The organism is Methylobacterium sp. WL19 (genome assembly GCF_008040005.1).
Classification (GTDB): domain Bacteria; phylum Pseudomonadota; class Alphaproteobacteria; order Rhizobiales; family Beijerinckiaceae; genus Methylobacterium; species Methylobacterium bullatum.
The window spans coordinates 1-23,583 of record NZ_VRVC01000082.1; the positions used below are offsets into that span (position 1 = coordinate 1).

A 23,583-nucleotide genomic window follows, 5' to 3' on the forward strand; every position below is an offset into this window, starting at 1 on the left:
GCGCCGCCCTGCCCTCCCCCCCCCTTGTGGGGAGGAGTTGGAGGTGGGGGTGGTTGAGCGACCCTCCGCTTGCGGAGGCTGGCGGAGCCACCCCCACTCCTGACCTCTCCCCACAAGGGGGAGAGGGACGCGGATCGCCTGAAAGAGCAGATGGGTGAATCCAGCCGGGGCAGCGGAAGGGAGGTTCCCATGGACAGGATCGCGCTCGAAGCCGCCCGCCTGTTGTTCTCGGAGGAGGGCGCGGGCTGGATCGTCGCCGCCCTTCTCGGCTTCGCCTGCCTGCACCTCTACCGGGAAGTGGGCCGCTCCCAGGAGGCCCGCATCGGCGATACCGGCGCCACCGCGACGGCTTTGGAACGGGCCTCCCAGGCGAATTCCGCCGTGGCTTTGGCCATCGAGAGCCGGACGCGGGTGCTCGAAGACCTGTCCCGTCTCGCGAGCGAGATCTCGCGCGGCGTCGACCGCAGCGACGAGCGGGCGCGGGAGAAGTTCGACGAGATCCTGCGCCGCCTGTCGGACACCCGCCACGAGGGGCGATGACGCCCCGTGCCCATACGACGGAGAACACCCGATGACCCGCCTCTTCCCGCCTTCCTCGCGGCTGCGCGCCGCCTCCTTCCGCCTCCGGGCCGCCGAGACCCGTTTCGAGCGCTCGATGACCGACCTGTGCCGGGCGGCCCTCGACCATATCGACCGCCAGCACCTCCTCGGCCTCGCCCTGCAGCGCCTCGTCGCCCAGCGCGCCGGCCCCTCGTGACGCCGCCGTCCGGGAACCGGAGGGCCCGCCATCGGCTTGCCCGCTCACCGCCTGTCGCGCCACGATCCGATCGTTCGGACACGGGGCGCGACGGACCCCGCATTCAGGGCGCATTCAGTGCCCGAAGACCATTGACTCAATCCATGCGTATCCTCCTCGCCCTGCTGTTTATCGGCCTGACCGTCGCGGCTTTCGCGACGGGGCCGATTCGCACGCTGGCGGAGGAGACGATGGCGCCCGGAACGGCCGAGGTCTCGGCGCCCATGCAAGCGGTCCCGCCGAGCGAGAGCTGTCTCAGCCCGGCAGATCTGCGCGAGGCGGTGGCGGACAAGCGGGTGATCGAGCCGGTGGCCGCGATCCGCGCCGCCCGGACGGTGATCTCCCGGGCCGAGATCCAGCGCGCCCGGCTCTGCCGGCACGGGGAGGGCCTCGCCTATCTCCTGACGGCCTTGCGCCGGGACGGACAGTTCGTCCACGTGTTGGTGGATGCCACCACCGGGCGGGTTATCGGCAAATAAAGGCGGGGGCGCCTATCGTTCTCCGCGACGGGGGCCTCAGCGCCGCCTCATCTTGGGAGTGAATCGCAGTGCGTCTGCTCGTCGTCGAGGATGACCGGGACATCAACCGGCAAGTGGTCAGCGCGCTCGAGGAGGCCGGCTACGTCGCCGACAAGGCCTTCGACGGCGAAGAGGGTGCCTATCTCGGCGAGAGCGAACCCTACGACGCGATCATCCTCGACATGGGCCTGCCGAAGGCGGACGGCGTCACCGTGCTGCAGAAATGGCGCCGCGCCGGCATCAAGACGCCGGTCATCATCCTCACCGCCCGCGACCGCTGGTCGGACAAGGTCGACGGGTTCGATGCCGGGGCCGACGATTACGTGACCAAGCCCTTCCACATGGAGGAGCTGATGGCCCGCGTGCGCGCGCTCCTGCGCCGCGCCACCGGCCACGCCACGAGCCAGATCTCCTGCGGACCCGTCGTGCTCGATACCCGCTCGGGCCGCGTCTATGTGGACGGCAACCCGATCAAGCTCACGAGCCACGAATACCGCCTGCTCGCTTATCTGATGCACCACACCGGCCGCGTGGTCTCCCGCGCCGAGTTGACCGAGCATCTCTACGACCAGGATTTCGACAGGGATTCCAACACGATCGAAGTCTTCGTCGGCCGCCTGCGCAAGAAGCTCGCGGTGGACCTGATCCAGACCGTGCGCGGTCTGGGCTACCTCGTCGACCCGAACCAGCCCGCGCCGCGGGTGTAGCTTCGATGGGGTTCAGGCTAGAGCCTGCGCGATATCGGTGTGGATGAAGTCCTGGCCCTTGAAGAGGAGCGGGACGCCGTTGTTCTTAGCCGCCGCATAGGCGAAGCAATCGCCCATATTGAGCTGTGCGGGGAGCCCTCTGCCCTTTCCGTATGTCTCGAACGCGTCGAGAGCGGTGGACGCATCGAGAGGCGTCACTGCAACGACGCGGATCGGGACAGCGGCAAGGAACATCTCGACATCGATTCGGGCTTCCCCAATACCGCCCTGCTTGGTCCGTGCGATGGCAAGAACGGATTCGTAGACCGCGATGGGCGACGTGATCAGCGTCGTCGCGCCTTCGAGGCGAGCAGCGAGGTCCGACGCATCGGATTCTCCCGTCAGGATGGCGACCAGTGCCGACGCGTCGACGAACATCAAGCGTCGCCGCTCATCTCGTCATAGAAGGCCTTGTCCGCCTTGAGGCCGGTATCCGGCCGGGATGCGACGCGCTCCCGGATCGGACGAATACGCTCCCACACGGAAACCTTCTCCTCCTCGCGCTTGAGCTCGTTGCCCACACCGAGCTTGATGGCGTCCGTCAGCGAAATGTGCTTGCGCTCGGCAAGAGCACGCACAAGACGATCCGCTTCCTTGTCGCGAATATGAAGAGCCATGGTCCGTTCCTCTTCCAAGAGATGTGTACATAATATGGACGGGCCGTCTACACCATCTCTGTGCCTCGCAAGACGCGCCTTTCCGGCAACTGTCATGTACCAGGGCATAGCCCCCACGACAGCCGCGCCCAGATGATCGCCTTTCCCTCCTGGCTGCCGTTCCGGCGGCGCTCCATTGCCGTGCGCCTGGCAGGCTCGGCCCTGATCGCGAGTTCGGCGATCCTGCTGATCGCGGCCTGGATACTCACCACGCTCTACCGCGAGAACACCGAGCGCTCCTTCGACAGCCGGCTCCTCGTCTACGCCAACAACCTCGCCACCGATCTCGTCTCGCCCAACGATCCCGAGAGCCGCTCCTTCAACCTGAGCGACCCGCGCTTCGACCTGCCCCTCTCGGGCTGGTACTGGCAGGTGGGGCGGCCGGATGCGCGCCCGCGCGACCTGCGCACCTCGCGTTCCCTCGTCGGCGTGCCCCTGAAGCCGGCCGGCACCCCGGACAACAATGCCGGCATCGGCCAGATCCGCCAGGGCTACGGCAAGGCCCAGGACGACCGGCCCCTGCGCATCATCGAGCGCGACGTCGATCTCGGCGAGGAGGGGCGCTACACCGTGCGCGTCGCCGGCCCCGCCGACGAGATCGAGAACGATGTCGGCCGCTTCCGTTTCTCACTGATGGTGACGTTCGGTTTGCTCGGCCTGTTCCTGGCGCTCACGACCCTGCTGCAGATCCGCTTCGGCCTGGCCCCCCTGGCGAAGCTCCGCACGGCTCTGGGCGCGATCCGCCGGGGCGAGGCCGACCGGATCGACGGCGAGTATCCGCGCGACATCGCCCCCCTCGCCGGGGAGGTGAACCTCCTGATTGAGACCAACCGCGAGATCCTGGAGCGGGCGCGCACGCAGGTGGGCAACCTCGCCCATGCCCTGAAGACGCCGCTGTCGATCATCGTCAACGAGGTCGGCGCCAGCGACGCGCAGGAAGACCTCGCCTTCAAGATCCGCGAGCAGGCCGCGGTGATGCGCGACCAGGTGAACTACCACCTCGACCGTGCGCGGGCGGCGGCTTTGGCCGGCACCCTCGGCACCTCCACCGAGGTGGAGCCGGCGCTCGCGGGCCTCGTGCGCACCTTCGGCAAGATCTACCGCGACAAGGACATCGCCTACGAGGTCCACGTGCCGCCGGGCCTGCGCTTTCGCGGCGAGCGCCAGGATTTCGAGGAGATGATCGGCAACCTCGTCGACAACGCCTCGAAATGGGCGCGCAGCCGCGTCTCGATCCGGGCGGAGACGGTGAGCGAGCACCATTATCCCCACCTTCTCGTCTCCATCGAGGATGACGGGCCGGGCCTGCAGCCGGAAGACCGCGCGGCGGTACTCGGCCGCGGCCGGCGGCTCGACGAGACCAAGCCAGGCTCAGGGCTCGGCCTTTCCATCGTCGCCGATCTGGCGGCGCTCTATCGCGGGCGCTTCCGCCTGGAGGAGGCGACGCTCGGCGGTGTGCGGGCCGTGATCGAGGTGCCCGGAGACGCGCCGAATGCCAGCGCGGGATGAGCGTCGGGCTATGCGAAACGCCCCGAATGGTGTTTCAGGCGGGGATGCCGCCGAGGCCGGCCCGTCCGAAACGGCACAGGTTCGCGTGACACCGTGTCGCCGGACCGGTCCCTGCGCTCGGACCCGTCCGGCGCTTACATGGTATGGCATGAGTTCGGAGTGAGATGACGGCGATCTGGTTCATACTGGCGGTGATGACGGGGGGCACCGTGCTGGCCCTGCTCTGGCCGATGTCGCTGTGGTCCAAGACACGGCGGGCGGACGCCGCTTCCCCGCCACCGGCCGGAGCGCTCGTCACCGAGACCGGCTTCTACGAGGATCAGCTCCGCGAAATCGAGCGCGACCTGACGCGGGGGCTGATCGCCCCCGGTGAGGCCGAGGCCGCCCGCACCGAGGCGGGCCGCCGTCTTCTGCGTGCGAGCCGCGAAAACCCCGAAGCCGTCTCCGACGGGATCGCCGAGCCGGCCCTGCGCCAGCGTCGGGCGGCCTCGGCCTTCGCGCTGTCGACGATCCCCCTCGTGGCGCTCATCGCCTACGGGCTCTACGGCTCGCCGCACATGCCGTCCCAGACGGCCTCCGACCGGCAGGCGGTGCAGTCGGGCGGACAGGACATGCTCAAGGCCATCGGACAGATCGAGGCACGGCTCGCCAGCGATCCGAGCGACGGCCGCGGCTGGTCGGTGCTCGCTCCGGTCTATGTCCGGCTCGGGCGCTTCGACGATGCGGCCCATGCCTACGAGGCCGCGACCCGCGTGCTCGGCGAGTCGCCGCAGCGCCTCTCCGACTGGGGCGAGGCCCTGGTCGCCGGCGCCAACGGGACCGTGACGCCCCGGGCGAAGGAGATCTTCGAGCGCGCGGCGAGCCTCGATGCCGGCGCCGCCAAGCCGCGCTTCTACCTCGCGCGCGCCGCCGAGCTCGAAGGCGACATCCCCGGCGCGGTCCGGCGGCTGACCGCCTTGATGGAGAATGCTCCGGCCGATGCGCCCTGGCTGCCGCTCGTGCGCGAGACCCTGACCCGCCTGCAAGGCGAGGCGCCGGCCACGGCCGCCAAGCCCGGCCCATCGGCCCAGGCTCCCGATTCCAGTGCTGCGGCGGATCTGCAGGCGATGCCCGCCGCCAATCGCGACGCGGCGATCCGGGGCATGGTCGACGGGCTCGACCGGCGCCTGACGGAAAAGGGAGGCACCGCCGACGAGTGGGTCCGCCTCGTCCGGTCCTACGGCGTGCTGGGAGATCGCGAAAAGATGAAGGCGGCCCTCGACCGGGCGCGGAACGCGGTCGGCAGCGAGGATGGAGCCGGAGCCAAGCTCGACGAGCTCGCCCGCGAGTTCGGCCTCGCCTCGGTGCCCGTACCGCCGGTAACTGCTGCGGATGCGGCCGAACGCGCTGGGACGGACGCCGCCGTGGCTGCCGTGAAGGCGATGCCGGCGCCCGAACGGGACGCGGCCATCCGCGGCATGGTCGCCGGCCTCGACCGGCGCCTCGCCTCCAAGGGCGGCACGGTGGATGATTGGCTGCGTCTCGTGCGTTCGTACAGCGTATTGGGCGAGCGCCAGCAGGCGAGCCATGCCCTCGACCGCGGCCGCATGGCCCTCAGCCCGGATGCCCGCGCCATGGAGAAGCTCGACATCCTGGCCCAGGAGCTCGGCCTGCGCGGCGGCAACGACAAGCCGTGATGCGGGCCGCGCCTCAGGACGCCCCCTGACAATCCGCCCCGGCCACGGCCCTTGACCCGGAGTGCCATGGGGCCGAAACCCAAGATACGCCAGTACCTAAAAGACGCCAGACGACAGGACAGCCGGATCCACCATTCCGGGCCTCCTCAGCGCCCATCATGAGGCGCCGGAACAGAAACGGGACGAAACTCGTGACTCGCAAGAGCCGCCGCCTGATCCTGATCGCCGCCTGCGGTGCCGTGCTCGCCCTGGCCCTCGGCCTGATCCTGTCCGCCATGAGCGGGTCGATCGTGTTCTTCCGGTCGCCCACCGAGGTGACCGCGCAGGGCGTGGCGCCGGGCACCCGCTTCCGCCTCGGCGGGCTGGTGAAGGAAGGCTCGCTCCAGCGCGGCCCGGACCAGAACATCGATTTTGCCGTGACCGACACCAACGCGACGGTCCAGGTCCAGTATCGCGGACTGCTTCCCGACCTGTTCCGCGAAGGCCAGGGCATCGTCGCCGAAGGGCGGCTCGAGCCGGGCGGCATCTTCCGCGCCGACACGGTGCTGGCCAAGCACGACGAATCCTACATGCCCCGCGAGGTCGCCGATGCGCTCAAGGCGCAGGGACGGTGGCAGGAGGGCGGCTCCAAGGGAGCCTCCGCCGGGAAAGCCGCCGAGGGCGTGAAGACCGCCGACGGCGAGCCGACGCTCGGACGACGCAGCGAACGATGACCGGTATGACCCTGAGGAAGGACAATCCGACGTGCTGATCGAAGTCGGACATTTCGCGCTGGCATTGGCGCTGGCGCTTTCCCTGGTCCAGGCGGTGATGCCGGTCTGGGCCGCCCGCTCTGGGGATGCGGCCCTGCGCGCCGTAGCCACTCCGGCGGCGCTCGGCACCTTCGCCTGCATCCTGTTCTCGTTCGGGGCGCTCACCTACGCCCATGCCACCTCGGACTTCTCGGTCCAGAACGTGATCGAGAACTCGCACACGGCCAAGCCCTTCCTCTACAAGCTCTCGGGCGTGTGGGGAAACCATGAGGGCTCGATGCTGCTCTGGGTCCTCATCCTGGCCCTGTTCGGCGCCCTGGTCGCCGTGTCCCGGAACTCGGTTCCGCCGGTGCTCCGGGCCAACACCCTGGCGGTCCAGGGCCTCATCACCTTCGTCTTCGTGCTGTTCATCATCACGACCTCGAACCCGTTCATGCGGGTGAGCCCGGCGCCGGTCGAGGGCAACGACCTCAATCCGCTGCTGCAGGATTTCGGCCTCGCGATCCATCCGCCCCTCCTCTATGTCGGCTATGTCGGCTTCTCGATCACCTTCGCCTTCGCCATCGCGGCGCTGATCGACGGTCGCATCGACGCGGTCTGGGCGCGCGCCGTGCGCCCCTGGACGCTGATCGCCTGGAGCTTCCTGACCCTGGGCATCGCGATGGGATCGTACTGGGCCTATTACGAGCTCGGCTGGGGCGGCTGGTGGTTCTGGGATCCGGTGGAGAACGCCTCGCTGATGCCCTGGCTCGCAGGCACGGCGCTGCTTCATTCCACCGTGGTCATGGAGAAGCGCGACGCGCTCAAGGTCTGGACGGTGCTGCTCGCCATCCTCACCTTCTCGCTGTCGCTGCTGGGCACCTTCATCGTCCGCTCGGGCGTGCTCACCTCGGTGCATTCCTTCGCCACCGACCCGACGCGCGGCGTCTTCATCCTCGCCATCCTGATCCTGTTCATCGGCGGCTCGCTCAGCCTCTTCGCCTGGCGCGCGCCGATGCTGCGGCAGGGCGGCCTGTTCGCGCCGATCTCGCGCGAGGGCGCCCTGGTGATGAACAACCTGTTCCTCGCCGCCGCCTGCGCCACGGTCTTCGTCGGCACACTCTACCCGCTGCTCCTCGAATCCCTGACCTCCGAGAAGATCTCGGTGGGGCCGCCTTTCTTCAACTACACCTTCATCCCCCTGGCGATCCCGCTCCTCCTCATCGTTCCCTTCGGCCAGACCCTGGCCTGGAAGCGCGGCGACGTGCACGCAGCCTCGCAGCGCCTGTTCGCCGCCATGGGTGTCGCCCTCGCGGTGGGCCTCGCCGTGCTCGCCTGGACCTGGGGTGGCCCGATGATGGCGCCCATCGGCATCGGCCTCGGCGCCTATCTCGTCGTCGGCTCGGCCATGGAGATCGTGTCGCGGGCCCGTGGCTACGGCAACAGCCGGGCACGGACGGTGAGCGGCGTCATGCGACGGGCGCTGGGCCTGCCCCGCTCGGCCTGGGGCACGGCGCTCGCTCATGCGGGCGTCGGAATCGTAGTTCTCGGTATCGCCGCGCAAGGTTGGGCCACGGAAGCCCTGAGCACGGTGAAGCCGGGCGAGTCCCTCGCCTCCGGCCCTTACGTGGCGACCCTCGACCGGGTCGGCCCGCGCACGGGCGAGAATTACGAGGAGACGACGGCCTTCCTGACCATCCGCAACACGGCCGGTGACTTCATCGGCACCGTGGAGACGGGCAAGCGGTTCTATCCGAGCCGCAAGATGAACGTGACGGAATCCGGCCTACTCACCGTCGGCGTCAGCCAGGTCTATGCCAGCCTTGGCGAGATGGTCCCCGGCGGGGCCATCGGCCTGCGGCTCTACTACAAGCCCCTGGTGCTGTTGATCTGGCTCGGTTCCGTCGTCATGGCGCTGGGCGGGGCGGTGTCCCTCACCGACCGTAGGATGCGGGTGGGCGCGCCCGCACGGGCGAAGGAAAAGGCCAAGACCATGCCCGGCACCATGGCCCCCGCCGAATGAGCGCGGCCCGTCTTCCCCGCCTGCTCGTCGCGCTGGCGCTTCTCGCCGGCTCGACGGGCACCACCCTGGCCGTCCAGCCGGACGAGGTCCTGCCGGACGCCAAGCTCGAAGCGCGGGCGCGCGACATCTCCTCCGGCCTGCGCTGCCTCGTTTGCCAGAACCAGTCCATCGACGATTCCGATGCGCCCCTGGCGCGCGACCTCCGGCTCATTGTGCGGGAGCGCCTGAAGGCGGGGGACGACGACCGGCAGGTGCAGGATTATGTGGTCGGCCGCTACGGGGAATACGTCCTGCTGCGGCCGGTCCTCGCCCTGCACACGCTGCTGCTCTGGCTGACGCCCCTCATGGCCCTCGGCCTTGGTGTCTTTGGGCTCTGGCGTCTGTCGCGCCGGCGCGCGGATCACGAGACCAAGCTGAGCCCGGCGGAAGAAGCCGAGATCGCCGCGCTGACCCGGCGCGACTGACGGAACGCTCGCGCTGCATCGCAGCATGTTATCTTCCTAGGCCAATCCCGCATCGAACCGCCTTTCGGTCGAACGTCCATTTCCGGTCCTGGGAACGGCAGCTTCTGTCTGTCATGCTGTCGAGCTATGTATTATTGACATGTATCAAGGTATTTTTTGACGAGTCATGCAATCCAGGCATTGACGCATTGCAATATTTTCCTCTTCGCAGCGCAGCATAAAATCCGCATATGTCGGTCTCCCGGTGCAACCGGCTCTCCCAACGGGCACTCCCGGCGGACAGTAACCGCACAGGTTCCCTCATCATGCGCATCTCGTCCAAAGCCCTCCTCGCCGTAGCGCTCACCCTCGCCTCCGCCACGGCCTCCCCGGCGACCGAGCTTTCGCCGGCAAGCGCACAGAGCGTCGACCTCGGTGCCTATCGGGGCTCAGCCTATTATACGGTGGAGAAGGGCCGCTACCGCGTCGTCGCCACCCTGGCCAGCGTCAATTCCGGCAACGACCAGCCGCAGGTGATCCGGCTCGTGACCACCCTCAATCCCGAGCAGACGGTGCATCTCTCGGTGCCCGGAACCCTCGGTTCCGACGGACGCGAGACCACCATCGCCTTCTCGCGCAGCGGCGACCGGGTCGACGTCGCCTCCGCCGATTCCACGGCCTACTGAGCTACGCTTTTCAGCGACTCCTCGCCAGGCACCGACACCGGAGGCCGCCTCGAAACGGGCGGCCTCAAGCGTTTTTCTGAGGCATTACAGCTCGTTAGCCGCCTCGATTTAAACTCCCGGCAAGGTTCGGGACGTCATCAGCTTCGGAAAGCCCTCGATGACGGAACGAGTCCATGCGCCTCTCCCTCGGCAACAAACTCGCGGCCGTGATGGGCGTTCTGGCGCTCGGTGCCTGCGCCCTGTCCCTGTTCAACGATCGGATGGTCCTGCATCAGCAGGCGCGGACGGCCGAGATGGATTCGGTATGGGAACGCACCCTGTCGGCCCAGGGCCTCGCCCTCTCGATCGAACGCACCGTGGTCGCGGCAACGACGGTCTACACGGCGGACGACACCGAGGACGCCAAGGGGAAGTTCGGCGCCCTGAAGACCGCCCTCGCCGAGGTCGGTCAGCAGAAGGACGCGTTTCTGGGCCGGATCACCGGGCATGTCTCCGATACGGAACGCCTCAAGCTCGATCTGATGCTGAAGGAGTTCCTGGCCTATCAGACCGATACGGCGGAGCTCGGCCTCACCATCTCCCCGAAGGCGGCGCTGATCCAGGGCACCGACGAGGCCACGGTGGCGAGCCGCGCCAGAATGGTGTCCGCGATCACGCGGATCGGCAAGGACACCCTGGTGCGTCTCGCCGACGAACGCTCGGACGCCGCGGCGGAGATCGAGCAGACCCGTAGCATAAGCCTCGTGGCCTCCGGGGCGGTGATCCTCTTCACCTTCGGTTTCGCTCACTGGCTCGTCCTCAAGGAGATCCGCCAACCGCTGGCCCGCCTCGGATCGGCGATCGATGCCCTTGCCGCCATGGATCTCACCCGGGCCATCCCGTTGCTGGAACGACGCGACGAGATCGGTACCATGGCCCGCTCCATTGCGGTGCTGCGGACCGTCATCGTCGACAAGGTCGAAGGCGATGCGCGCGCGCTCGCCCATTCCGCTCTGGAAGCCGAGCGGGCCGCGCGCCTGGAGGCAGCCGCCCAGGCCTTCGAGCAGGAGGCTCAGAGGGTGGCGCAGGATCTGTCGAGCGCCGCCACTGCCATGGCGGGCGCGGCGGAGGCGGTGTCGGACGCCGTGCGGCTCACGCGGGATCAGGCCACCATCGTTTCGGAAGGTGCGGCCGGCGCGGGACAACAGGTGCGCAGGGCTGCGGCCGCCAGCGCGGATGTCGCGGGAGGTAGCGAGGCCATCGACCGGCAGTCGCGCATCCGCGATGGCTTGGGCGAACTGGCGCACCGCGAGGTCACGGCCACGCGCCGCGCCGCCGCGTTGCTCACCGAGGCGGGGCGCGAGATCGGCACCGTGGTCGAGACCATCGCCACCGTCGCCGCGCAGACGAATCTCCTAGCACTCAATGCCACGATCGAGGCGGCGCGCGCGGGCGAAGCCGGACGCGGCTTCGCGGTGGTCGCCGGCGAGGTGAAGGCGCTCGCCGCCCAGACGGCGGGCGCCACCGAAGCGATCAAGGGACAGATCGAAGCCATGCGGGGCGCCGCGCAGGACACCCTCCGGGCGGTGGAGGCCATCGGCGGAACGATGGATCAGATGGCGGGCGCGGATGCGGCCGTGGCCCTCGCTCTTGAGGCCCAGCGGATCGCGGGCGCACGCGTCGCAGACAGCGTCGCCGATGCCGAGGCCAGCGCCGACGCCGTGTCCGGCGGCATCGCCACGGTCGAGGAAGCCGCCGCGTCCAGCGCGCAGGCCGCCGAATCGGTGAGGAGTGTCGCCGGCCGCGTGGCGGCGGCGAGCCTCGCCCTCGACGAGAGCATTGCGGGGTTTCTCGCCAGCGTCCGGGCCGCTTGACGGAAGCTCGCGCCTCGCTTTCGCCCCAGTGAAATCGGAGGAGATCGTCAAGGCCGCCGGTCGCTGACGCACCGCGCGTTGAGATTTTGTTTACCTTGACTCGCGAGCGTCCAGCATGGCTTCGCCGATCGCTCCCCAATCCGCCCGCTGCTTCGGCGCCTCCTCTCTGGCGGCGCTTGTCCTCAGCCTCGGCCTTGCCGCTCCGGCATCGGCTCATCCGCATGTCTGGGTCACATCGAAGGCGGAGATCGATTACGGCGAGGGCGGCAAGGTGACGGGCATCCGTCACGCCTGGACCTTCGATGCCAGCTACTCGGCCTCGGCGATCCAGGGCCTCGACGCCAACGGGGATGGCACGGTCTCCCCCGACGAACTCGCGGGTCTGGCCACCGACAACACCGCCAATCTCGCGGAATTCGCCTACTTCACCAAGCTCAAGGTCGGCGGCAAGGAGCAGACCTTCGGCGACCCGGTGGAGCCGCGCATGAGAATGGACGGCGACAAGCTGACCCTCAGCTTTCTCCTCCCGCTGAAATCGCCGGTGGCGCAGGGGCGCGGGGTCGCTGCCTTGGAAGTCTTCGACCCGACCTATTTCGTCGCGTTCAGCCTCTCGGAGGATGCCGACACCGCCCGCCTCGTCGGGGCTCCCTCCGGCTGCGCCGCCACGATGACCCGCCCCAAGAAGGAGGCGCCGAAGACCGCCGATGCCAAGCCGGGCATGTCGGAGGCCTTCTTCGAAGCCCTCACCAACGCCTCCAGCTACGGCGTCCAGTTCGCCAACCGGATCATCGTCGCATGTCCGTAGGCACCGCCATCACAGAGCCGGCGACGTCCCGCAGCAGGCTCCCCCTACAGTTCGCCCTGGCCATCGCGGCCATCGCCCTCGTCGCCCTTGCCCTCACGGCGCTGTCGTGGCTCCTCGGCTCCAGCGTAGCTCCGCCGCCGCCCCGCTCCCCATTCGGGGTCGGATTTCGCGAGGCCGCGCCCTCAGCCACCGGGATCGGCGGCGGGCTGCTCGCCATGCAATCGAGCTTCTCACGCAGCCTGCAGGCCACCGTCGCCGCGATCAAGCAAGGCGGAAGCTGGGGGCCGATGGTCCTCATCGGCTTCAGCTACGGCGTGTTCCACGCCGCCGGGCCGGGCCATGGCAAGGCGGTGATCGCCGGTTACATCGTGGCCGGAGAACGGGCGCTGGCGCGCGGCTTCTCGCTCAGCGCCGCCGCGGCCTTGCTTCAGGCCCTCGTCGCCATCGCCATCGTCGCCATCGGCAATCTCCTGCTCAACGCCACCGCCGCCGGGATGACGCGGGCCGGCACGGTGATCGAGACGGTGAGCTTCGCCCTCGTCGCCCTCCTCGGGCTCACGGTGACGTGGCGGAAGGCCGGACGACTGGCGGGACTCGTCCACGGTGGTAACGCTGCCGCCTGCGCGCCCGGCTGCGGCCATGTCCACCTCACCGACGCCAGCGCCATCGGCCGCCTCGATTCGTGGCGCGAGCGGGCCGGCGTGGTGATCGCAGCGGGATCGCGCCCCTGCGCCGGCGCGATCCTCATCCTCGTCTTCTCCGCCTCGCAGGGCATCCTCGCGGCGGGCATCGCGGCGACTTTCGCCATGGCTCTGGGCACGGCCCTGACCACCGGGTTGCTGGCGAGCCTGGCGGTCTTCGCCAAGGCCCTGGCCCTGCGTCTCGCGGGCGGGCGCGGCGCGTCCGGCGCCGTTGCGGTGGGCGGGCTCGAACTCCTGGCCGGGGCCTTCGTCCTCGTGCTGGGCATCGCCATGCTGGCGGGGCTCGCCGTGGGCGTGGGCGACTGAGATTTTCCTCGTCACGGCACGCAATCCCGTGGCAGGTTCCGGGTACCCCGCCGGTTCGCGCTGGGGTTTTCCCGTGAAACCAGAGGGAGCCGGCACGCATGGCAACGGGTTTCGAGCACATCCTCCATTGGCGTCTGCTGCCCGGCTCGCACCCTTTCCCCGGTCCCGATGGCGGCACCTGCATCAACGAGGCGGCAATCGTCGCCGCAGGCTTGCCCTACCGGACGATCCGTTCCTCGTCGGATTGCCCGCCGTGCTTCTCGGCACCGCTCGCCGCCTACGCACTCGGCCTCAACGATGCGATGCCGGACGACCAGCGCCCCCGATTGATGGCCTTCGTCCTGCGCCTGTCCGGCTCCGCCGATACCCCGGAGGTGGAGGAGCGGCGCGTTCGCTTTCTCGCCCTCGAGAGCATCCGCCGCATCCTGCCTCCCCTCCTCGACCGCGCGGGTTTCGCGGATCTCGCCGCCCGTTGCGACGAAGCGCGAGATCTCGATGCCGGTGTCTCGGCGGCCCATGACGCCGCGTGGCGCGGAGGTGCGATCGCGCAGGCCGCCTCGCGGCAGAGGGATTGGAGACGGGGCGCCCTCGCCTCTTCCGTCGCTCGCAGCGCGGCGGCCGCGGTGAAATCGGCCAACGATGCCCGTTGCGCCGCCGAGGTCGCGGAAGGTGCAGCACCCTTCGCCGAGGGCATCTGGGACAGCGCCGCAACCATCCTCCACGAGGCCCTCGCCATCGGGCGACGGGCGCCCGACATCGATCTCGTTCAGGCGCGGGAGCGGCTGGATGCGGCGCGGGCGGGCGCGGCGCGAACGCCTGCCGTCTCCGGCAGATGAGTTAGCCCGCCACCGGCCGAGATGCGAGGTCGAGCTCGGTGGTCTGGCAGTTGTCGAGCCAGATGCCGGTGAGGTGGAAGAAGAACGTGCCATGGCCGACGACGGCGATGGTGCGCTCGCGCCGCTCGGTCAGCCAGTCGCGGAACGTCGCCACGCGGCGATCGAACAGGTGGCGCGGCTCCACATGGACGCCCTCCGCGATCGGCTCACCCTCGGCATGCCACCAGATCTCCGGCAGGTGATCGATATCGAGATGCGGGAATTCCGCCTTCAGCACGGAGGCGGCGCGCCCCACGTCGCAGCTGCTCTCCTGGCATTCGCGATGGAGCACTTCCACCAGGATCTCGGGCTTGGCCGGATGATCGCCGAAGATGCCGGCGGTGGTCTGGATGGCGCGGGTGAGCGGAGACGTCACCACCAGATCGAATGGGATGTCCCGCAGCCTCTCCCGGGCCGCCGCGACCTGAGTGAGGCCTCGGTCCGTCAGCCGGGCGTCGATATGGCCGGGATCGCGTCCGGTGAGGCGATGGGCTGCGTTGAAGGTGGATTCGCCGTGGCGGATGCAGACGATGCGTGTCTCGGACATGCGGGCTCGGATCGGGAGGAACGACAGGGGTCGGATGCGTTGGACAAGCGCCTAGCCTGCATGCCGTTCCGCGAAAAGGCCGGCCATCGCCGTAACGGACTCGCTCCGTCGGCAACGCTCCGTCAACCTCGGTGGCGTTGAGTGGGCTTTTCGCCCCCGGATCACCGCGCGATGCTCCATGTCCCTCCCCCGTTTCCGGAAGCCTGCGCCGTCGCTTTCCCCGGCGACGATGCGGTCCGGTCCGTCGCCATGGCGTGGCAGGACTCTCTACTGCGCGAGCGCCGGATGGCCGCGAACACGGTGGAGGCTTATGCCCGCGACCTGAGGCAGTTCCTCTGCCATCTGCAGAGCCGCACCGGTACCGTGCGCATCGCCGGGCTCGTCGCCCTCAAGCCGCGCGACATCCGTGGGTTCATGGCCGCGCGCAGAGCGGAGGGCGTGAGCGGTCGATCGCTGATGCGGGCACTCGCGGGCCTGCGCTCCTTCGCGCGCCATCTCGAACGGGACGGCCACGGCAGCGTGTCCGCCCTCGGCGCGATCCGCTCGCCCAAGGTCGAGCGACGCCTGCCGCGCCCGATTCCCATCGCCGCCGCCCGCGCCTTGACCGATATCGACATCCGCGCGGGGGAGACGCGCGAGCCCTGGGTTCTGGCAAGGGACGCAGCCGTCCTTGCCCTGCTTTACGGGTCCGGCTTGCGCATTTCCGAAGCCCTCGGGCTCACCCGCCGCGATGCCCCCGTACCGGGAGTGGAGTCGGTGACGGTGATGGGCAAGGGCGGCAAGGAGCGGATGGTGCCGATCCTCCCCGTGGTGGCCGAGGCGGTGGCGGCCTATCTCGCCGCCTGCCCCCATGCCCTCGATCCGGAAGGGCCTCTCTTCGTGGGCGTGAAAGGCGGCAGGCTCTCCCCACGGATCATCCAATATGCGGTGGCCTCCCTGCGCGGCGCCCTCGGCCTGCCGGACAGCGCCACCCCCCATGCCTTGCGGCACTCCTTCGCCACCCACCTCCTGGCCCGGCAGGGAGAATTGCGCGCGATCCAGGAACTGCTCGGCCACGCCTCGCTCTCGACGACGCAGCTCTACACCAAGGTCGACGCCGCACGCCTGATGGATGCGTTCGATCAGGCCCATCCCCGTGCGGGTGCGCGCGCTACGGATCGAGTTCTGGATAGTGCCGGAAGATCCCCTGCTGGTTGAAGGGAATGCGGCGCGGGCTCGCCAGATAGGCCGCGATCCTCGGCCGTTGCCGGACGGCGTCGTGCAAGGCGGCGACGTGGCGGTTCTCGGTGAGGGTCCGTTCCGTCGCGCGTGGGAAGGCGTAGAGCAACCCGTCCACGAGTTGGAACAGGGACAGGTCGGCGTAAGTCGTAGCCCCTCCGACGAGATGGAGGCCGTCGTTACGGCCGAGCACATGGTCGAACCAGGCGAGATACTCCGGAATCCGGTTCGCCTGAAAATCCTTCGCCCGCCGAAGCGCTTCGGGCTGCTGGTCCTCGTAGGTGAGGCTCACCGCGATGGGATGGTGGGTGTCGTGAGCTTCCGCCACCACATCGGCAACGGTCAGCTGGATCTGGTGGGTCCAGAGGCGGTCGGCTTCGCTGGCGGGTGCGAGACCGATCCGGGGACCGAGATAGAGCAGGATCGCCGCGGTCTGGCCGATGACGACGTCGCCATCCCGGAGGAAGGGCGGCGCGTAGGCGGGCCGGGCGATCGACGGATCTTCCAGCAAGTCCGCCATGGCGCCGAGGCCCTGTCCGTCCTCCTCCCGCCCCCGGGCGACATCGACATACTCCGCCCCGGCTTCCTCCAGGGCGAGACGGACGAACTCGCCGCGGCCCTGGATCGTCGGCCAATAATAGAGTTCGTAGGGCATCCGGCTCGCTCAGGTTTCAAACCGCTGAGTACGACATGCATCCCGCCAGCCACCTCATCCTGAGGTGCAGGAGCGAAGCGGAGGCCTCGAAGGAGGGCTCCGCTTCGCGCAGCGATCCCTGGAGGTCTCCTTCGAGGCGGCTGTCGCCGCACCTCAGGATGAGGTGCGCGGGGTGGGGAAAGTGGCCCTGCTTCTCAGATGTGGATCGCCCGCTTGCCGACGGCGAGGGCGGCTTCCTTGACCGCCTCGGTCAGCGTCGGGTGGGCATGGCAGGTCCGGGCCACGTCCTCGGCACTGGCACCGAACTCCATGGCGACGGCCAGTTCCGCGATGAGGTTGCCCGCATCCGCGCCGACGATATGGACGCCGAGCACCCGGTCAGTCTTGGCATCGGCCAGGATCTTCACGAACCCGTCCGTGGTGTGGTTGACCTTGGCGCGGCCGTTCGCGGTGAAGGGGAACTTGCCCGCATTGTAGGCAATGCCGTCCTTCTTCAGTTCCTCCTCGGTCTTCCCCACCGAGGCGACCTCCGGATAGGTGTAGACCACGTTCGGGATCACCCCATAATTCACGTGGCCCGACTGCCCGGCGAGGAGTTCCGCCACGGCGACACCCTCGTCCTCGGCCTTGTGAGCGAGCATCGGCCCCGCGATCACGTCGCCGATGGCGTAGATGCCGGTGACGTTGGTGGCGTAGTGGCTGTCGGTCTGGATGCGGCCCTTGTTGTCGAGCTGCACGCCCACCGTTTCGAGACCCAGCTTCTCGGTGTAGGGCACGCGGCCGATGGCCACGAGCACCACGTCGGCTTCGAGCTTCTCGGCATCGCCGCCGGCGGCCGGCTCAATCGACACGGTGGCGGCGCCGTCCTTCACCTCGACGCCGGTGACCTTCGAGGACAGCTTGAAGACGATGCCCTGCTTGCCGAGGATGCGCTGGAACTGCTTGCCGACCTCGCCGTCCATGCCCGGCAGGATGCGGTCGAGATATTCCACCACGGTCACTTCGGAGCCAAGACGGCGCCAGACAGAGCCGAGTTCGAGGCCGATCACGCCGGCGCCGATGATGAGGAGCTTCTTCGGCACGGCCTGAAGTTCGAGGGCGCCGGTGGAGGAGACGACGATCGTCTCGTCGATGGTCACGCCGGGCAGCTTCGTCACGTCGGAGCCCGTGGCGATGACGATGTTCTTCGTCTCCAGCATCTGGTTGCCGCCATCCTCGGACAACACCTCGACGCGGCCGGCACCGGCGACCCGGCCGAGGCCGTGATAGGCGTCGATCCCGTTCTTCTTCAGCAGGAACTCGACGCCCTTGGTGTTGCCGTCGACGCCGTCCTGCTTGAACGACATCATCTTCTTGAGGTCGAGCTCGGGTGCGCTGACGATCACGCCCATATCGCCGAAATGCTTCGAGGCCTCCTCGAACGCCTCGGAGGCGTGAAGCAGGGCCTTCGACGGAATGCAGCCGACATTGAGGCAGGTGCCGCCATGGGTGGCCCGTTTCTCCACCACGGCGGTCTTGAGACCGAGCTGGGCGGCGCGAATGGCGCAGACATAGCCGCCGGGGCCGGTGCCGATGACGACGAGATCGTAGGTGCTCATGGGCGGTCGGTTCCTGATGCGGTGCTCTCCGGCGAACCGGAGAGCGAAGGTTGTTTGGACGGAGCCCCGTTGCCGTCCTCGATGACGGACAGGTCGGTGACGAGGAGGACCGGCCGGTCCTCCTCGTCGAGGCCCCAATAGGAGGCGTAGACGCCGTCGCCCCAGCCGCTCTGGAACACGGCGAGCGTCGCCGGGTCGTCGGCCAGCGGCTTGAGCATCACCTCGGTGCCGCCAGCAGCTTCGAGGGGAGCGTGAATGATGTCGTCGTAGGAGGACCCATAACCGGGCCGCTTCTGCTCCTGGGCGTCGCGGCGCAGGAAAGCGCTCCGCGCCGCAACGTCCATCAGGGCGCCGAGCCCGGCATCGACAGGAAAGCCGTACACCTCGTCGTCCTTCAACGTCCGGGCATCCTGCCCAGGAAGCAGGGCCATCTGCCAGTGAGACGGCGTGCCTCGTGCGAAGCGGATTTCCGCGAGGGCAACCCGGTCCTGCGCCTTGTAGATCGTGATCGGGTAGCGCCCCGGCGGCGCGCGGCGGGCGAAGGCGGGCCGCTCGGGCTGCACGGCCGGATCGGTGGCGACGATGGCGCCGGTCGGAAAGTCCGCCTCGCCGAGCGGCAATCGGGTGATGGCGCGCTCGGCCAGCATCGTGTCGGAGAGCGCCGTGACCGCGAGGTTCGGGCCAGCCGGTATGTCGACGGGGTAACTCGGTCGCTCCCTCGTCCGGCCCCACCATACCGCTGCCAGCGCCGCCAACCCCAACGCGGGGACGGCGGTGAGCACGAGGCGCCGATTCATCGCGTCTGCGCCGGAAGCCGGATCAGAGATCCAGCACGAGACGTGCCGGATCCTCGAGCGCCTCCTTGACGCGCACGAGGAAGGTCACCGCCTCCTTCCCGTCGACGATGCGGTGATCGTAGGAGAGCGCGAGATACATCATCGGCCGCGCCTCGATCTTGCCGGCGCGAACGACGGGACGCTCCTCGATGCGGTGCATGCCGAGGATGCCCGATTGCGGCGCGTTGAGGATCGGGGTCGACATCAACGAGCCGTAGATGCCGCCATTGGTGATGGTGAAGGTTCCGCCCTGCATCTCCTCGATGGAGAGCTTGCCGTCCCGCGCCTTCTTGCCGAACCCGGCGATCGTCTTCTCGATGCCGGCGATGGAGAGGTCGTCGGCATTGCGCACCACAGGCACGACGAGGCCCTTATCGGTGCCGACCGCGATGCCGATGTGATAGTAGTTCTTGTAGACGAGGTCGGTCCCGTCGATCTCGGCATTGACCGCGGGCACGTCCTTGAGGGCGCCGATCACCGCCTTGGTGAAAAAGCCCATGAAGCCGAGCTTGGTGCCGTGCTTCTTCTCGAAGATGTCCTTGTACTGGGAGCGGAGGGCCATGACGGCGGACATGTCGACGTCGTTGAACGTCGTCAGCATCGCCGCCGTGTCCTGGGCGTCCTTCAGGCGGCGCGCGATGGTCTGGCGCAGCTTCGTCATCTTCACGCGTTCTTCGCGCGCGGCATCGTCGGGCTTCGAGGCCGGGCGCGGCGGCGAGGGAGCCTTGGCCTGGCGGGCCGGCTCCTGAGCAGGGGCCGGAGCGGACGGCGCCTTGGAGGTCGCCTCGATCATGTCGCCCTTGGTGACGCGGCCGTCCTTGCCGGTGCCGTTCACCGTCGATGGGTCGATGCCGGATTCCCGCGCCATCTTGGCGACAGCCGGGCCGTTATCTCCCGCCGGGCGATCGGATGCCGGCGCGGCGGCGTCGCCGTGATTGCCGTAAGCAGCAGAGGATTCTTCCGCCGGCGCCTTCGCTGCCCCTTCGGGTTGTGACTTCGCCGGCTCCTCGGTGCGGGTCTCGGTCTTCTTCGGAGCGGCGGCCTTCGCGCCACCGCCGGCACCGGCCTCGACGATGGACCCCAGCAGGGCGCCGGGCTCCACGGTCTCGCCGTCCTTCGCCAGGATCTCACCGAGTTCGCCGGCGGCGGGAGCGTTGACTTCGAGGGTGACCTTGTCGGTCTCCAGCTCCACCAGGGGCTCGTCCGCCGCCACCGCGTCGCCCGGCTTCTTGAACCAGCGGCCGATGGTGGCCTCGCTCACGGATTCGCCAAGCGTGGGGACGATGATGTCGGTTGCCATGGTGTGTAGTCCGCCCGAATGGTTGGTCGTGTCGGATGAAGGGGAGTGCCGGAGGCGTCAGGCCGCCAGCGCCTCGTTGAGGAAGGCCTGGAGCTGGGCCTGATGTTTCGAGAGAAGGCCGACCGCCGTCGAAGCCGAGGCCGGGCGACCCACATAGCGGGCCCGCTTCACCTGGGACTGGGCCTGGCCGAGCACCCATTCGAGATACGGATCGACGAAGGACCAGGCGCCCATGTTCTTGGGCTCCTCCTGGCACCACACCACCTCGGCGTTGCGGAATCGCGCCATCTCGTTGGCCAGCGCCTTGAGCGGGAACGGATAGAGTTGCTCCACGCGCATTAGGTAGACGTCGTTGACGCCGCGCTTCTCGCGCTCGTCGTAGAGGTCGTAATACACCTTGCCTGAGCAGAGCACGACGCGGCGGACCTTGTCGTCCTTCACCAGCCGGACGCCGTCCTCCTCGTGCTCGGCATCGTCCCAGAGCACGCGGTGGAAGGTCGACCCTTCGGCCAGCATGTCGAGGTTCGACACCGCACGCTTGTGGCGCAGGAGCGATTTCGGGGTCATCAGCACCAGTGGCTTGCGGAACTCGCGGTTCAGCTGTCGGCGCAGGATGTGGAAGTAGTTCGAGGGCGTGGTGCAGTTGGCGACCTGCATGTTGTCCTCGGCGCACATCTGCAGGAAGCGCTCGAGGCGCGCGGAGGAATGCTCCGGCCCCTGGCCCTCGTAGCCGTGCGGCAGCAGCAGCGTCAGGCCGGACATGCGCAGCCACTTGCGCTCACCGGATGAGATGAACTGATCGATGACCACCTGCGCGCCGTTGGCGAAGTCGCCGAACTGAGCCTCCCACAGCACCAGGGCGTTGGGCTCGGCCAGGGAGTAGCCGTATTCGAAGCCGAGCACGGCCTCCTCGGAGAGCATCGAGTTGATGACCTCGAGATTCGCTTGGCCCTCGCGGATCGAGTTCAGCGAGGTGTAGCGCTGCTCGTTCTCCTGATCGATCACCACGGCATGGCGCTGCGAGAACGTCCCGCGCTCCACGTCCTGGCCGGACAGCCGGACCCGGTGACCGTCGATGAGAAGCGATCCGATGGCCAGAGCCTCTGCGGTCGCCCAATCGATGCCCTTGCCCGTCTCGACCGCCTTGGCGCGGTTGTCGAAGAAGCGCTGGATGGTGCGGTGGAGATGGAAGCCAGGCGGCGGCGTCGTGATGCGCTGGGCGATCTCACGCAGGGTGTCGGCGGGCACGCCGGTCTTGCCGCGGCGCGGATCGTCCACGTCTTCGCGCACCGCCTTGAAGCCGGACCAGCGACCGTCGAGCCAATCGGCCTTGTTGGCTTTGTAGTTGCCGGCGACCTCCAGCTCCCCGTCGAGCATGGCGCGGAATTCGGCCTTGCGCGTGTCGAACTGCTCCTGCGTCAGCACGCCTTCGGCGATGAGCCTCTTGGCGTAGGTCTCCAGCGCCGTCGGGTGCTTGCGGATGCGCTGATACATCTTGGGCTGGGTGAAGGCCGGCTCGTCGCCCTCGTTGTGACCGAAGCGGCGGTAGCACAGCATGTCGATGACGACGGGCTTGCCGAACTTCTGGCGGTACTCGATGGCGATCTTGGCCGCGAAGGTCACGGCCTCCGGGTCGTCGCCGTTGCAGTGGAAGATCGGCGCCTCCACCATCTTGGCGACGTCCGACGGATAGGGCGACGAACGCGAGAAGCGCGGATCGGTGGTGAAGCCGATCTGATTGTTGATGATGAAGTGGATCGAGCCGCCGGTGCGGTGTCCTTTCAGGCCCGACAGGCCGAGGCACTCCGCCACCACGCCCTGGCCGGCGAAGGCCGCGTCGCCATGGATGAGAAGCGGCACGACGCTGGTGCGCTGCACGTTCGGCTTGGCCCGCTGGTCCTGCTTGGCACGGACCTTACCCAGCACCACCGGATCGACGATCTCAAGATGGGACGGGTTGGCGGTCAGCGAGAGGTGGACGTTGTTGTCGTCGAACGTGCGGTCCGACGAGGCACCGAGATGGTACTTCACGTCGCCCGAGCCCTCGACCTCGGCGGGCGAGGCCGAGCCGCCCTTGAACTCGTTGAAGATCGCGCGGAACGGCTTCGACATGACGTTCGAGAGCACGTTGAGCCGGCCGCGATGGGCCATGCCGAGAACGATCTCCTTGGCGCCCAGCGCGCCGCCGCGCTTGATGATCTGCTCCAGCGCCGGGATCATCGATTCCGAGCCGTCGAGACCGAAGCGCTTGGTGCCGGTGTATTTGAGGTCGAGGAACTTCTCGAAGCCCTCCGCTTCCACCAGCTTGTTCAGGATCGCGCGCCGGCCTTCGGGCGTGAAGGAGATCTCCTTGCCCTTGCCCTCGATGCGCTCCTGAATCCACGCCTTCTCCTCCGGGTTGGAGATGTGCATGAATTCGACGCCGAGGGTCTGGCAGTAGGTGCGCTCCAGGATCTCGACGATCTCGCGGATGGTCGAATATTGCAGGCCGAGCACGTTATCGAGGAAGATCGGACGGTCCCAATCCTTCTCCTCGAACCCGTAATGCTGGGGATGCAACTCCTCGTGGTCGCCGCGCGGGGCGAGGCCGAGGGGATCGAGCTTGGCGTGGAGATGGCCGCGCATGCGGTAGGCACGGATCAGCATGATCGCGCGGACGGAATCCTTGGTGGCCTGCTCCACCGATACGCCGCTGGCGGCGACCACCGCCGCGCCGTTGGCGACCTTGGCGCCATCGAGCTTGGCGGTATCCGATTTCGCGCGGATCTTGTCGCCCACCGCCTTCTCGACCGTGGCCCAATTGCCGTCGAGGGCCGAGACCATCTCGCCATTGGCATGAACGGGCCAGTTCGGCTTCTGCCAGGAGGCACCCGCGGCGTTCTTCTCGGCAAGGCCGCTCTCGTCACCGAGGGATTTGAAGAAATCCTGCCACTGCTGATCGACCGAATGCGGATCACGGGCATAGGCCGCCTGCAATTCCTCGAGATAGGCGGCATTGCCACCGGTGAGGAACGAGGTTTCGAGAAGCGCGTCCTGGCGGGCCATCGTCGATCATCCTACCGCTTTTGTCGGGGAAGCCGCCCCTGCGGCCCGCCAGGACGCGCT

Annotated in this window: 23 protein-coding genes; 15 read left to right on the forward strand and 8 right to left on the reverse strand. The window is 68.3% G+C overall.

The window, feature by feature from the left end:
- Positions 1-189: 189 nt before the first annotated feature.
- From FV220_RS16205 to FV220_RS16220, 4 genes are all read left to right on the forward strand, one after another.
- The gene (locus FV220_RS16205) at positions 190-540 is read left to right on the forward strand and encodes a hypothetical protein (protein ID WP_018045771.1); all 351 of its coding nucleotides are present in this window, start codon (positions 190-192) and stop codon (positions 538-540) included.
- Between the two features lie 31 nt (positions 541-571).
- A complete protein-coding gene (locus FV220_RS16210) occupies positions 572-757 on the forward strand; it encodes a hypothetical protein (RefSeq protein WP_056143231.1) in 186 nt (61 codons plus the stop codon).
- Positions 758-900: 143 nt separating this feature from the next.
- On the forward strand, positions 901-1,275 hold the full coding sequence (locus FV220_RS16215; protein WP_056143228.1) for a PepSY domain-containing protein: 375 nt from the start codon (positions 901-903) through the stop codon (positions 1,273-1,275).
- Positions 1,276-1,343: 68 nt separating this feature from the next.
- Positions 1,344-2,021, forward strand: coding sequence for a response regulator transcription factor (locus FV220_RS16220; protein ID WP_056143225.1), 678 nt, complete (start codon positions 1,344-1,346; stop codon positions 2,019-2,021).
- Between the two features lie 12 nt (positions 2,022-2,033).
- Here FV220_RS16220 and FV220_RS16225 read toward each other — a convergent pair whose 3' ends face one another.
- Entirely contained in the window at positions 2,034-2,438 is a 405-nt protein-coding gene (locus FV220_RS16225) for a type II toxin-antitoxin system VapC family toxin (protein ID WP_147832583.1), read from the reverse strand.
- Complete coding sequence (locus FV220_RS16230) at positions 2,438-2,677, reverse strand: type II toxin-antitoxin system VapB family antitoxin (protein ID WP_147832584.1); 240 nt, start codon at positions 2,675-2,677, stop codon at positions 2,438-2,440. The genes FV220_RS16225 and FV220_RS16230 overlap by 1 nt, the downstream gene beginning before the upstream one ends.
- A 132-nt stretch (positions 2,678-2,809) precedes the next feature.
- Between FV220_RS16230 and FV220_RS16235 the strand changes: the two genes are divergently transcribed.
- The 10 genes from FV220_RS16235 to FV220_RS16280 all read left to right on the forward strand — a co-directional run bounded on the left by FV220_RS16235 (position 2,810) and on the right by FV220_RS16280 (position 14,285).
- Positions 2,810-4,225: a sensor histidine kinase gene (locus FV220_RS16235; protein ID WP_056163848.1), complete on the forward strand. Its 1,416-nt coding sequence runs from the start codon at positions 2,810-2,812 to the stop codon at positions 4,223-4,225.
- Between the two features lie 164 nt (positions 4,226-4,389).
- Positions 4,390-5,901, forward strand: coding sequence for a c-type cytochrome biogenesis protein CcmI (ccmI, locus tag FV220_RS16240; protein WP_147832585.1), 1,512 nt, complete (start codon positions 4,390-4,392; stop codon positions 5,899-5,901).
- A gap of 191 nt (positions 5,902-6,092) precedes the next feature.
- Positions 6,093-6,614: a cytochrome c maturation protein CcmE gene (gene ccmE, locus FV220_RS16245; RefSeq protein ID WP_018045779.1), complete on the forward strand. Its 522-nt coding sequence runs from the start codon at positions 6,093-6,095 to the stop codon at positions 6,612-6,614.
- A gap of 31 nt (positions 6,615-6,645) precedes the next feature.
- Positions 6,646-8,655 carry a heme lyase CcmF/NrfE family subunit gene (locus tag FV220_RS16250; protein ID WP_018045780.1) on the forward strand — a complete coding sequence of 670 codons (2,010 nt, stop codon included), beginning with the start codon at positions 6,646-6,648 and terminating at the stop codon, positions 8,653-8,655.
- Complete coding sequence (locus FV220_RS16255) at positions 8,652-9,119, forward strand: cytochrome c-type biogenesis protein (protein WP_238254205.1); 468 nt, start codon at positions 8,652-8,654, stop codon at positions 9,117-9,119. The genes FV220_RS16250 and FV220_RS16255 overlap by 4 nt, the downstream gene beginning before the upstream one ends.
- Positions 9,120-9,424: 305 nt before the next feature.
- Positions 9,425-9,784: a hypothetical protein gene (locus FV220_RS16260; RefSeq protein ID WP_147832586.1), complete on the forward strand. Its 360-nt coding sequence runs from the start codon at positions 9,425-9,427 to the stop codon at positions 9,782-9,784.
- A gap of 173 nt (positions 9,785-9,957) precedes the next feature.
- Positions 9,958-11,637, forward strand: a complete 1,680-nt coding sequence (locus tag FV220_RS16265) for a methyl-accepting chemotaxis protein (protein ID WP_147832587.1) — start codon at positions 9,958-9,960, stop codon at positions 11,635-11,637.
- Positions 11,638-11,752: 115 nt separating this feature from the next.
- Entirely contained in the window at positions 11,753-12,442 is a 690-nt protein-coding gene (locus FV220_RS16270; protein WP_187273437.1) for a DUF1007 family protein, read from the forward strand.
- Positions 12,433-13,449 (forward strand): nickel transporter, encoded by a 1,017-nt coding sequence (locus FV220_RS16275; protein WP_147832588.1) that lies wholly within the window; start codon positions 12,433-12,435, stop codon positions 13,447-13,449. The genes FV220_RS16270 and FV220_RS16275 overlap by 10 nt, the downstream gene beginning before the upstream one ends.
- A 98-nt stretch (positions 13,450-13,547) precedes the next feature.
- Positions 13,548-14,285, forward strand: a complete 738-nt coding sequence (locus FV220_RS16280) for a hypothetical protein (RefSeq protein WP_056143197.1) — start codon at positions 13,548-13,550, stop codon at positions 14,283-14,285.
- 1 nt (position 14,286) lies between these two features.
- Here the strand turns inward: FV220_RS16280 and FV220_RS16285 are convergent, their stop codons facing one another.
- Positions 14,287-14,871: a histidine phosphatase family protein gene (locus tag FV220_RS16285; RefSeq protein ID WP_147832589.1), complete on the reverse strand. Its 585-nt coding sequence runs from the start codon at positions 14,869-14,871 to the stop codon at positions 14,287-14,289.
- Positions 14,872-15,120: 249 nt separating this feature from the next.
- On the opposite strand from FV220_RS16285, the gene FV220_RS16290 reads away from it, so the two are divergent.
- Positions 15,121-16,068, forward strand: coding sequence for a tyrosine recombinase XerC (locus tag FV220_RS16290; RefSeq protein ID WP_244474479.1), 948 nt, complete (start codon positions 15,121-15,123; stop codon positions 16,066-16,068).
- Here the strand turns inward: FV220_RS16290 and FV220_RS16295 are convergent.
- The 5 genes from FV220_RS16295 to FV220_RS16315 all read right to left on the reverse strand — a co-directional run bounded on the left by FV220_RS16295 (position 16,022) and on the right by FV220_RS16315 (position 23,523).
- Complete coding sequence (locus tag FV220_RS16295) at positions 16,022-16,744, reverse strand: glutathione S-transferase (protein WP_147832590.1); 723 nt, start codon at positions 16,742-16,744, stop codon at positions 16,022-16,024. The genes FV220_RS16290 and FV220_RS16295 overlap by 47 nt on opposite strands.
- Before the next feature lie 194 nt (positions 16,745-16,938).
- Complete coding sequence (lpdA, locus tag FV220_RS16300) at positions 16,939-18,342, reverse strand: dihydrolipoyl dehydrogenase (RefSeq protein ID WP_056143181.1); 1,404 nt, start codon at positions 18,340-18,342, stop codon at positions 16,939-16,941.
- Positions 18,339-19,139 carry a DUF4241 domain-containing protein gene (locus tag FV220_RS16305; RefSeq protein WP_147832591.1) on the reverse strand — a complete coding sequence of 267 codons (801 nt, stop codon included), beginning with the start codon at positions 19,137-19,139 and terminating at the stop codon, positions 18,339-18,341. Before FV220_RS16305 ends, lpdA begins: the two co-directional genes overlap by 4 nt.
- A gap of 22 nt (positions 19,140-19,161) precedes the next feature.
- On the reverse strand, positions 19,162-20,478 hold the full coding sequence (odhB, locus tag FV220_RS16310) for a 2-oxoglutarate dehydrogenase complex dihydrolipoyllysine-residue succinyltransferase (protein WP_147832592.1): 1,317 nt from the start codon (positions 20,476-20,478) through the stop codon (positions 19,162-19,164).
- A gap of 57 nt (positions 20,479-20,535) precedes the next feature.
- Complete coding sequence (locus tag FV220_RS16315; RefSeq protein ID WP_056163811.1) at positions 20,536-23,523, reverse strand: 2-oxoglutarate dehydrogenase E1 component; 2,988 nt, start codon at positions 23,521-23,523, stop codon at positions 20,536-20,538.
- Between the last annotated feature and the right edge of the window lie 60 nt (positions 23,524-23,583).

What these genes read in the sequence shown, in the direction of transcription:
- FV220_RS16205 (WP_018045771.1), top strand. Translation starts at nt 190, where the DNA reads ATGGACAGGATCGCGCTCGAAGCCGCCCGCCTGTTGTTCTCGGAGGAG.
- FV220_RS16210 (WP_056143231.1), top strand. Translation starts at nt 572, where the DNA reads ATGACCCGCCTCTTCCCGCCTTCCTCGCGGCTGCGCGCCGCCTCCTTC.
- FV220_RS16215 (WP_056143228.1), top strand. Translation starts at nt 901, where the DNA reads ATGCGTATCCTCCTCGCCCTGCTGTTTATCGGCCTGACCGTCGCGGCT.
- FV220_RS16225 (WP_147832583.1), bottom strand. Translation starts at nt 2,438, where the DNA reads ATGTTCGTCGACGCGTCGGCACTGGTCGCCATCCTGACGGGAGAATCC.
- FV220_RS16230 (WP_147832584.1), bottom strand. Translation starts at nt 2,677, where the DNA reads ATGGCTCTTCATATTCGCGACAAGGAAGCGGATCGTCTTGTGCGTGCT.
- FV220_RS16235 (WP_056163848.1), top strand. Translation starts at nt 2,810, where the DNA reads ATGATCGCCTTTCCCTCCTGGCTGCCGTTCCGGCGGCGCTCCATTGCC.
- ccmI (WP_147832585.1), top strand. Translation starts at nt 4,390, where the DNA reads ATGACGGCGATCTGGTTCATACTGGCGGTGATGACGGGGGGCACCGTG.
- FV220_RS16255 (WP_238254205.1), top strand. Translation starts at nt 8,652, where the DNA reads ATGAGCGCGGCCCGTCTTCCCCGCCTGCTCGTCGCGCTGGCGCTTCTC.
- FV220_RS16260 (WP_147832586.1), top strand. Translation starts at nt 9,425, where the DNA reads ATGCGCATCTCGTCCAAAGCCCTCCTCGCCGTAGCGCTCACCCTCGCC.
- FV220_RS16265 (WP_147832587.1), top strand. Translation starts at nt 9,958, where the DNA reads ATGCGCCTCTCCCTCGGCAACAAACTCGCGGCCGTGATGGGCGTTCTG.
- FV220_RS16270 (WP_187273437.1), top strand. Translation starts at nt 11,753, where the DNA reads ATGGCTTCGCCGATCGCTCCCCAATCCGCCCGCTGCTTCGGCGCCTCC.
- FV220_RS16275 (WP_147832588.1), top strand. Translation starts at nt 12,433, where the DNA reads ATGTCCGTAGGCACCGCCATCACAGAGCCGGCGACGTCCCGCAGCAGG.
- FV220_RS16280 (WP_056143197.1), top strand. Translation starts at nt 13,548, where the DNA reads ATGGCAACGGGTTTCGAGCACATCCTCCATTGGCGTCTGCTGCCCGGC.
- FV220_RS16285 (WP_147832589.1), bottom strand. Translation starts at nt 14,871, where the DNA reads ATGTCCGAGACACGCATCGTCTGCATCCGCCACGGCGAATCCACCTTC.
- FV220_RS16290 (WP_244474479.1), top strand. Translation starts at nt 15,121, where the DNA reads ATGGCGTGGCAGGACTCTCTACTGCGCGAGCGCCGGATGGCCGCGAAC.
- FV220_RS16295 (WP_147832590.1), bottom strand. Translation starts at nt 16,744, where the DNA reads ATGCCCTACGAACTCTATTATTGGCCGACGATCCAGGGCCGCGGCGAG.
- lpdA (WP_056143181.1), bottom strand. Translation starts at nt 18,342, where the DNA reads ATGAGCACCTACGATCTCGTCGTCATCGGCACCGGCCCCGGCGGCTAT.
- FV220_RS16305 (WP_147832591.1), bottom strand. Translation starts at nt 19,139, where the DNA reads ATGAATCGGCGCCTCGTGCTCACCGCCGTCCCCGCGTTGGGGTTGGCG.
- odhB (WP_147832592.1), bottom strand. Translation starts at nt 20,478, where the DNA reads ATGGCAACCGACATCATCGTCCCCACGCTTGGCGAATCCGTGAGCGAG.
- FV220_RS16315 (WP_056163811.1), bottom strand. Translation starts at nt 23,523, where the DNA reads ATGGCCCGCCAGGACGCGCTTCTCGAAACCTCGTTCCTCACCGGTGGC.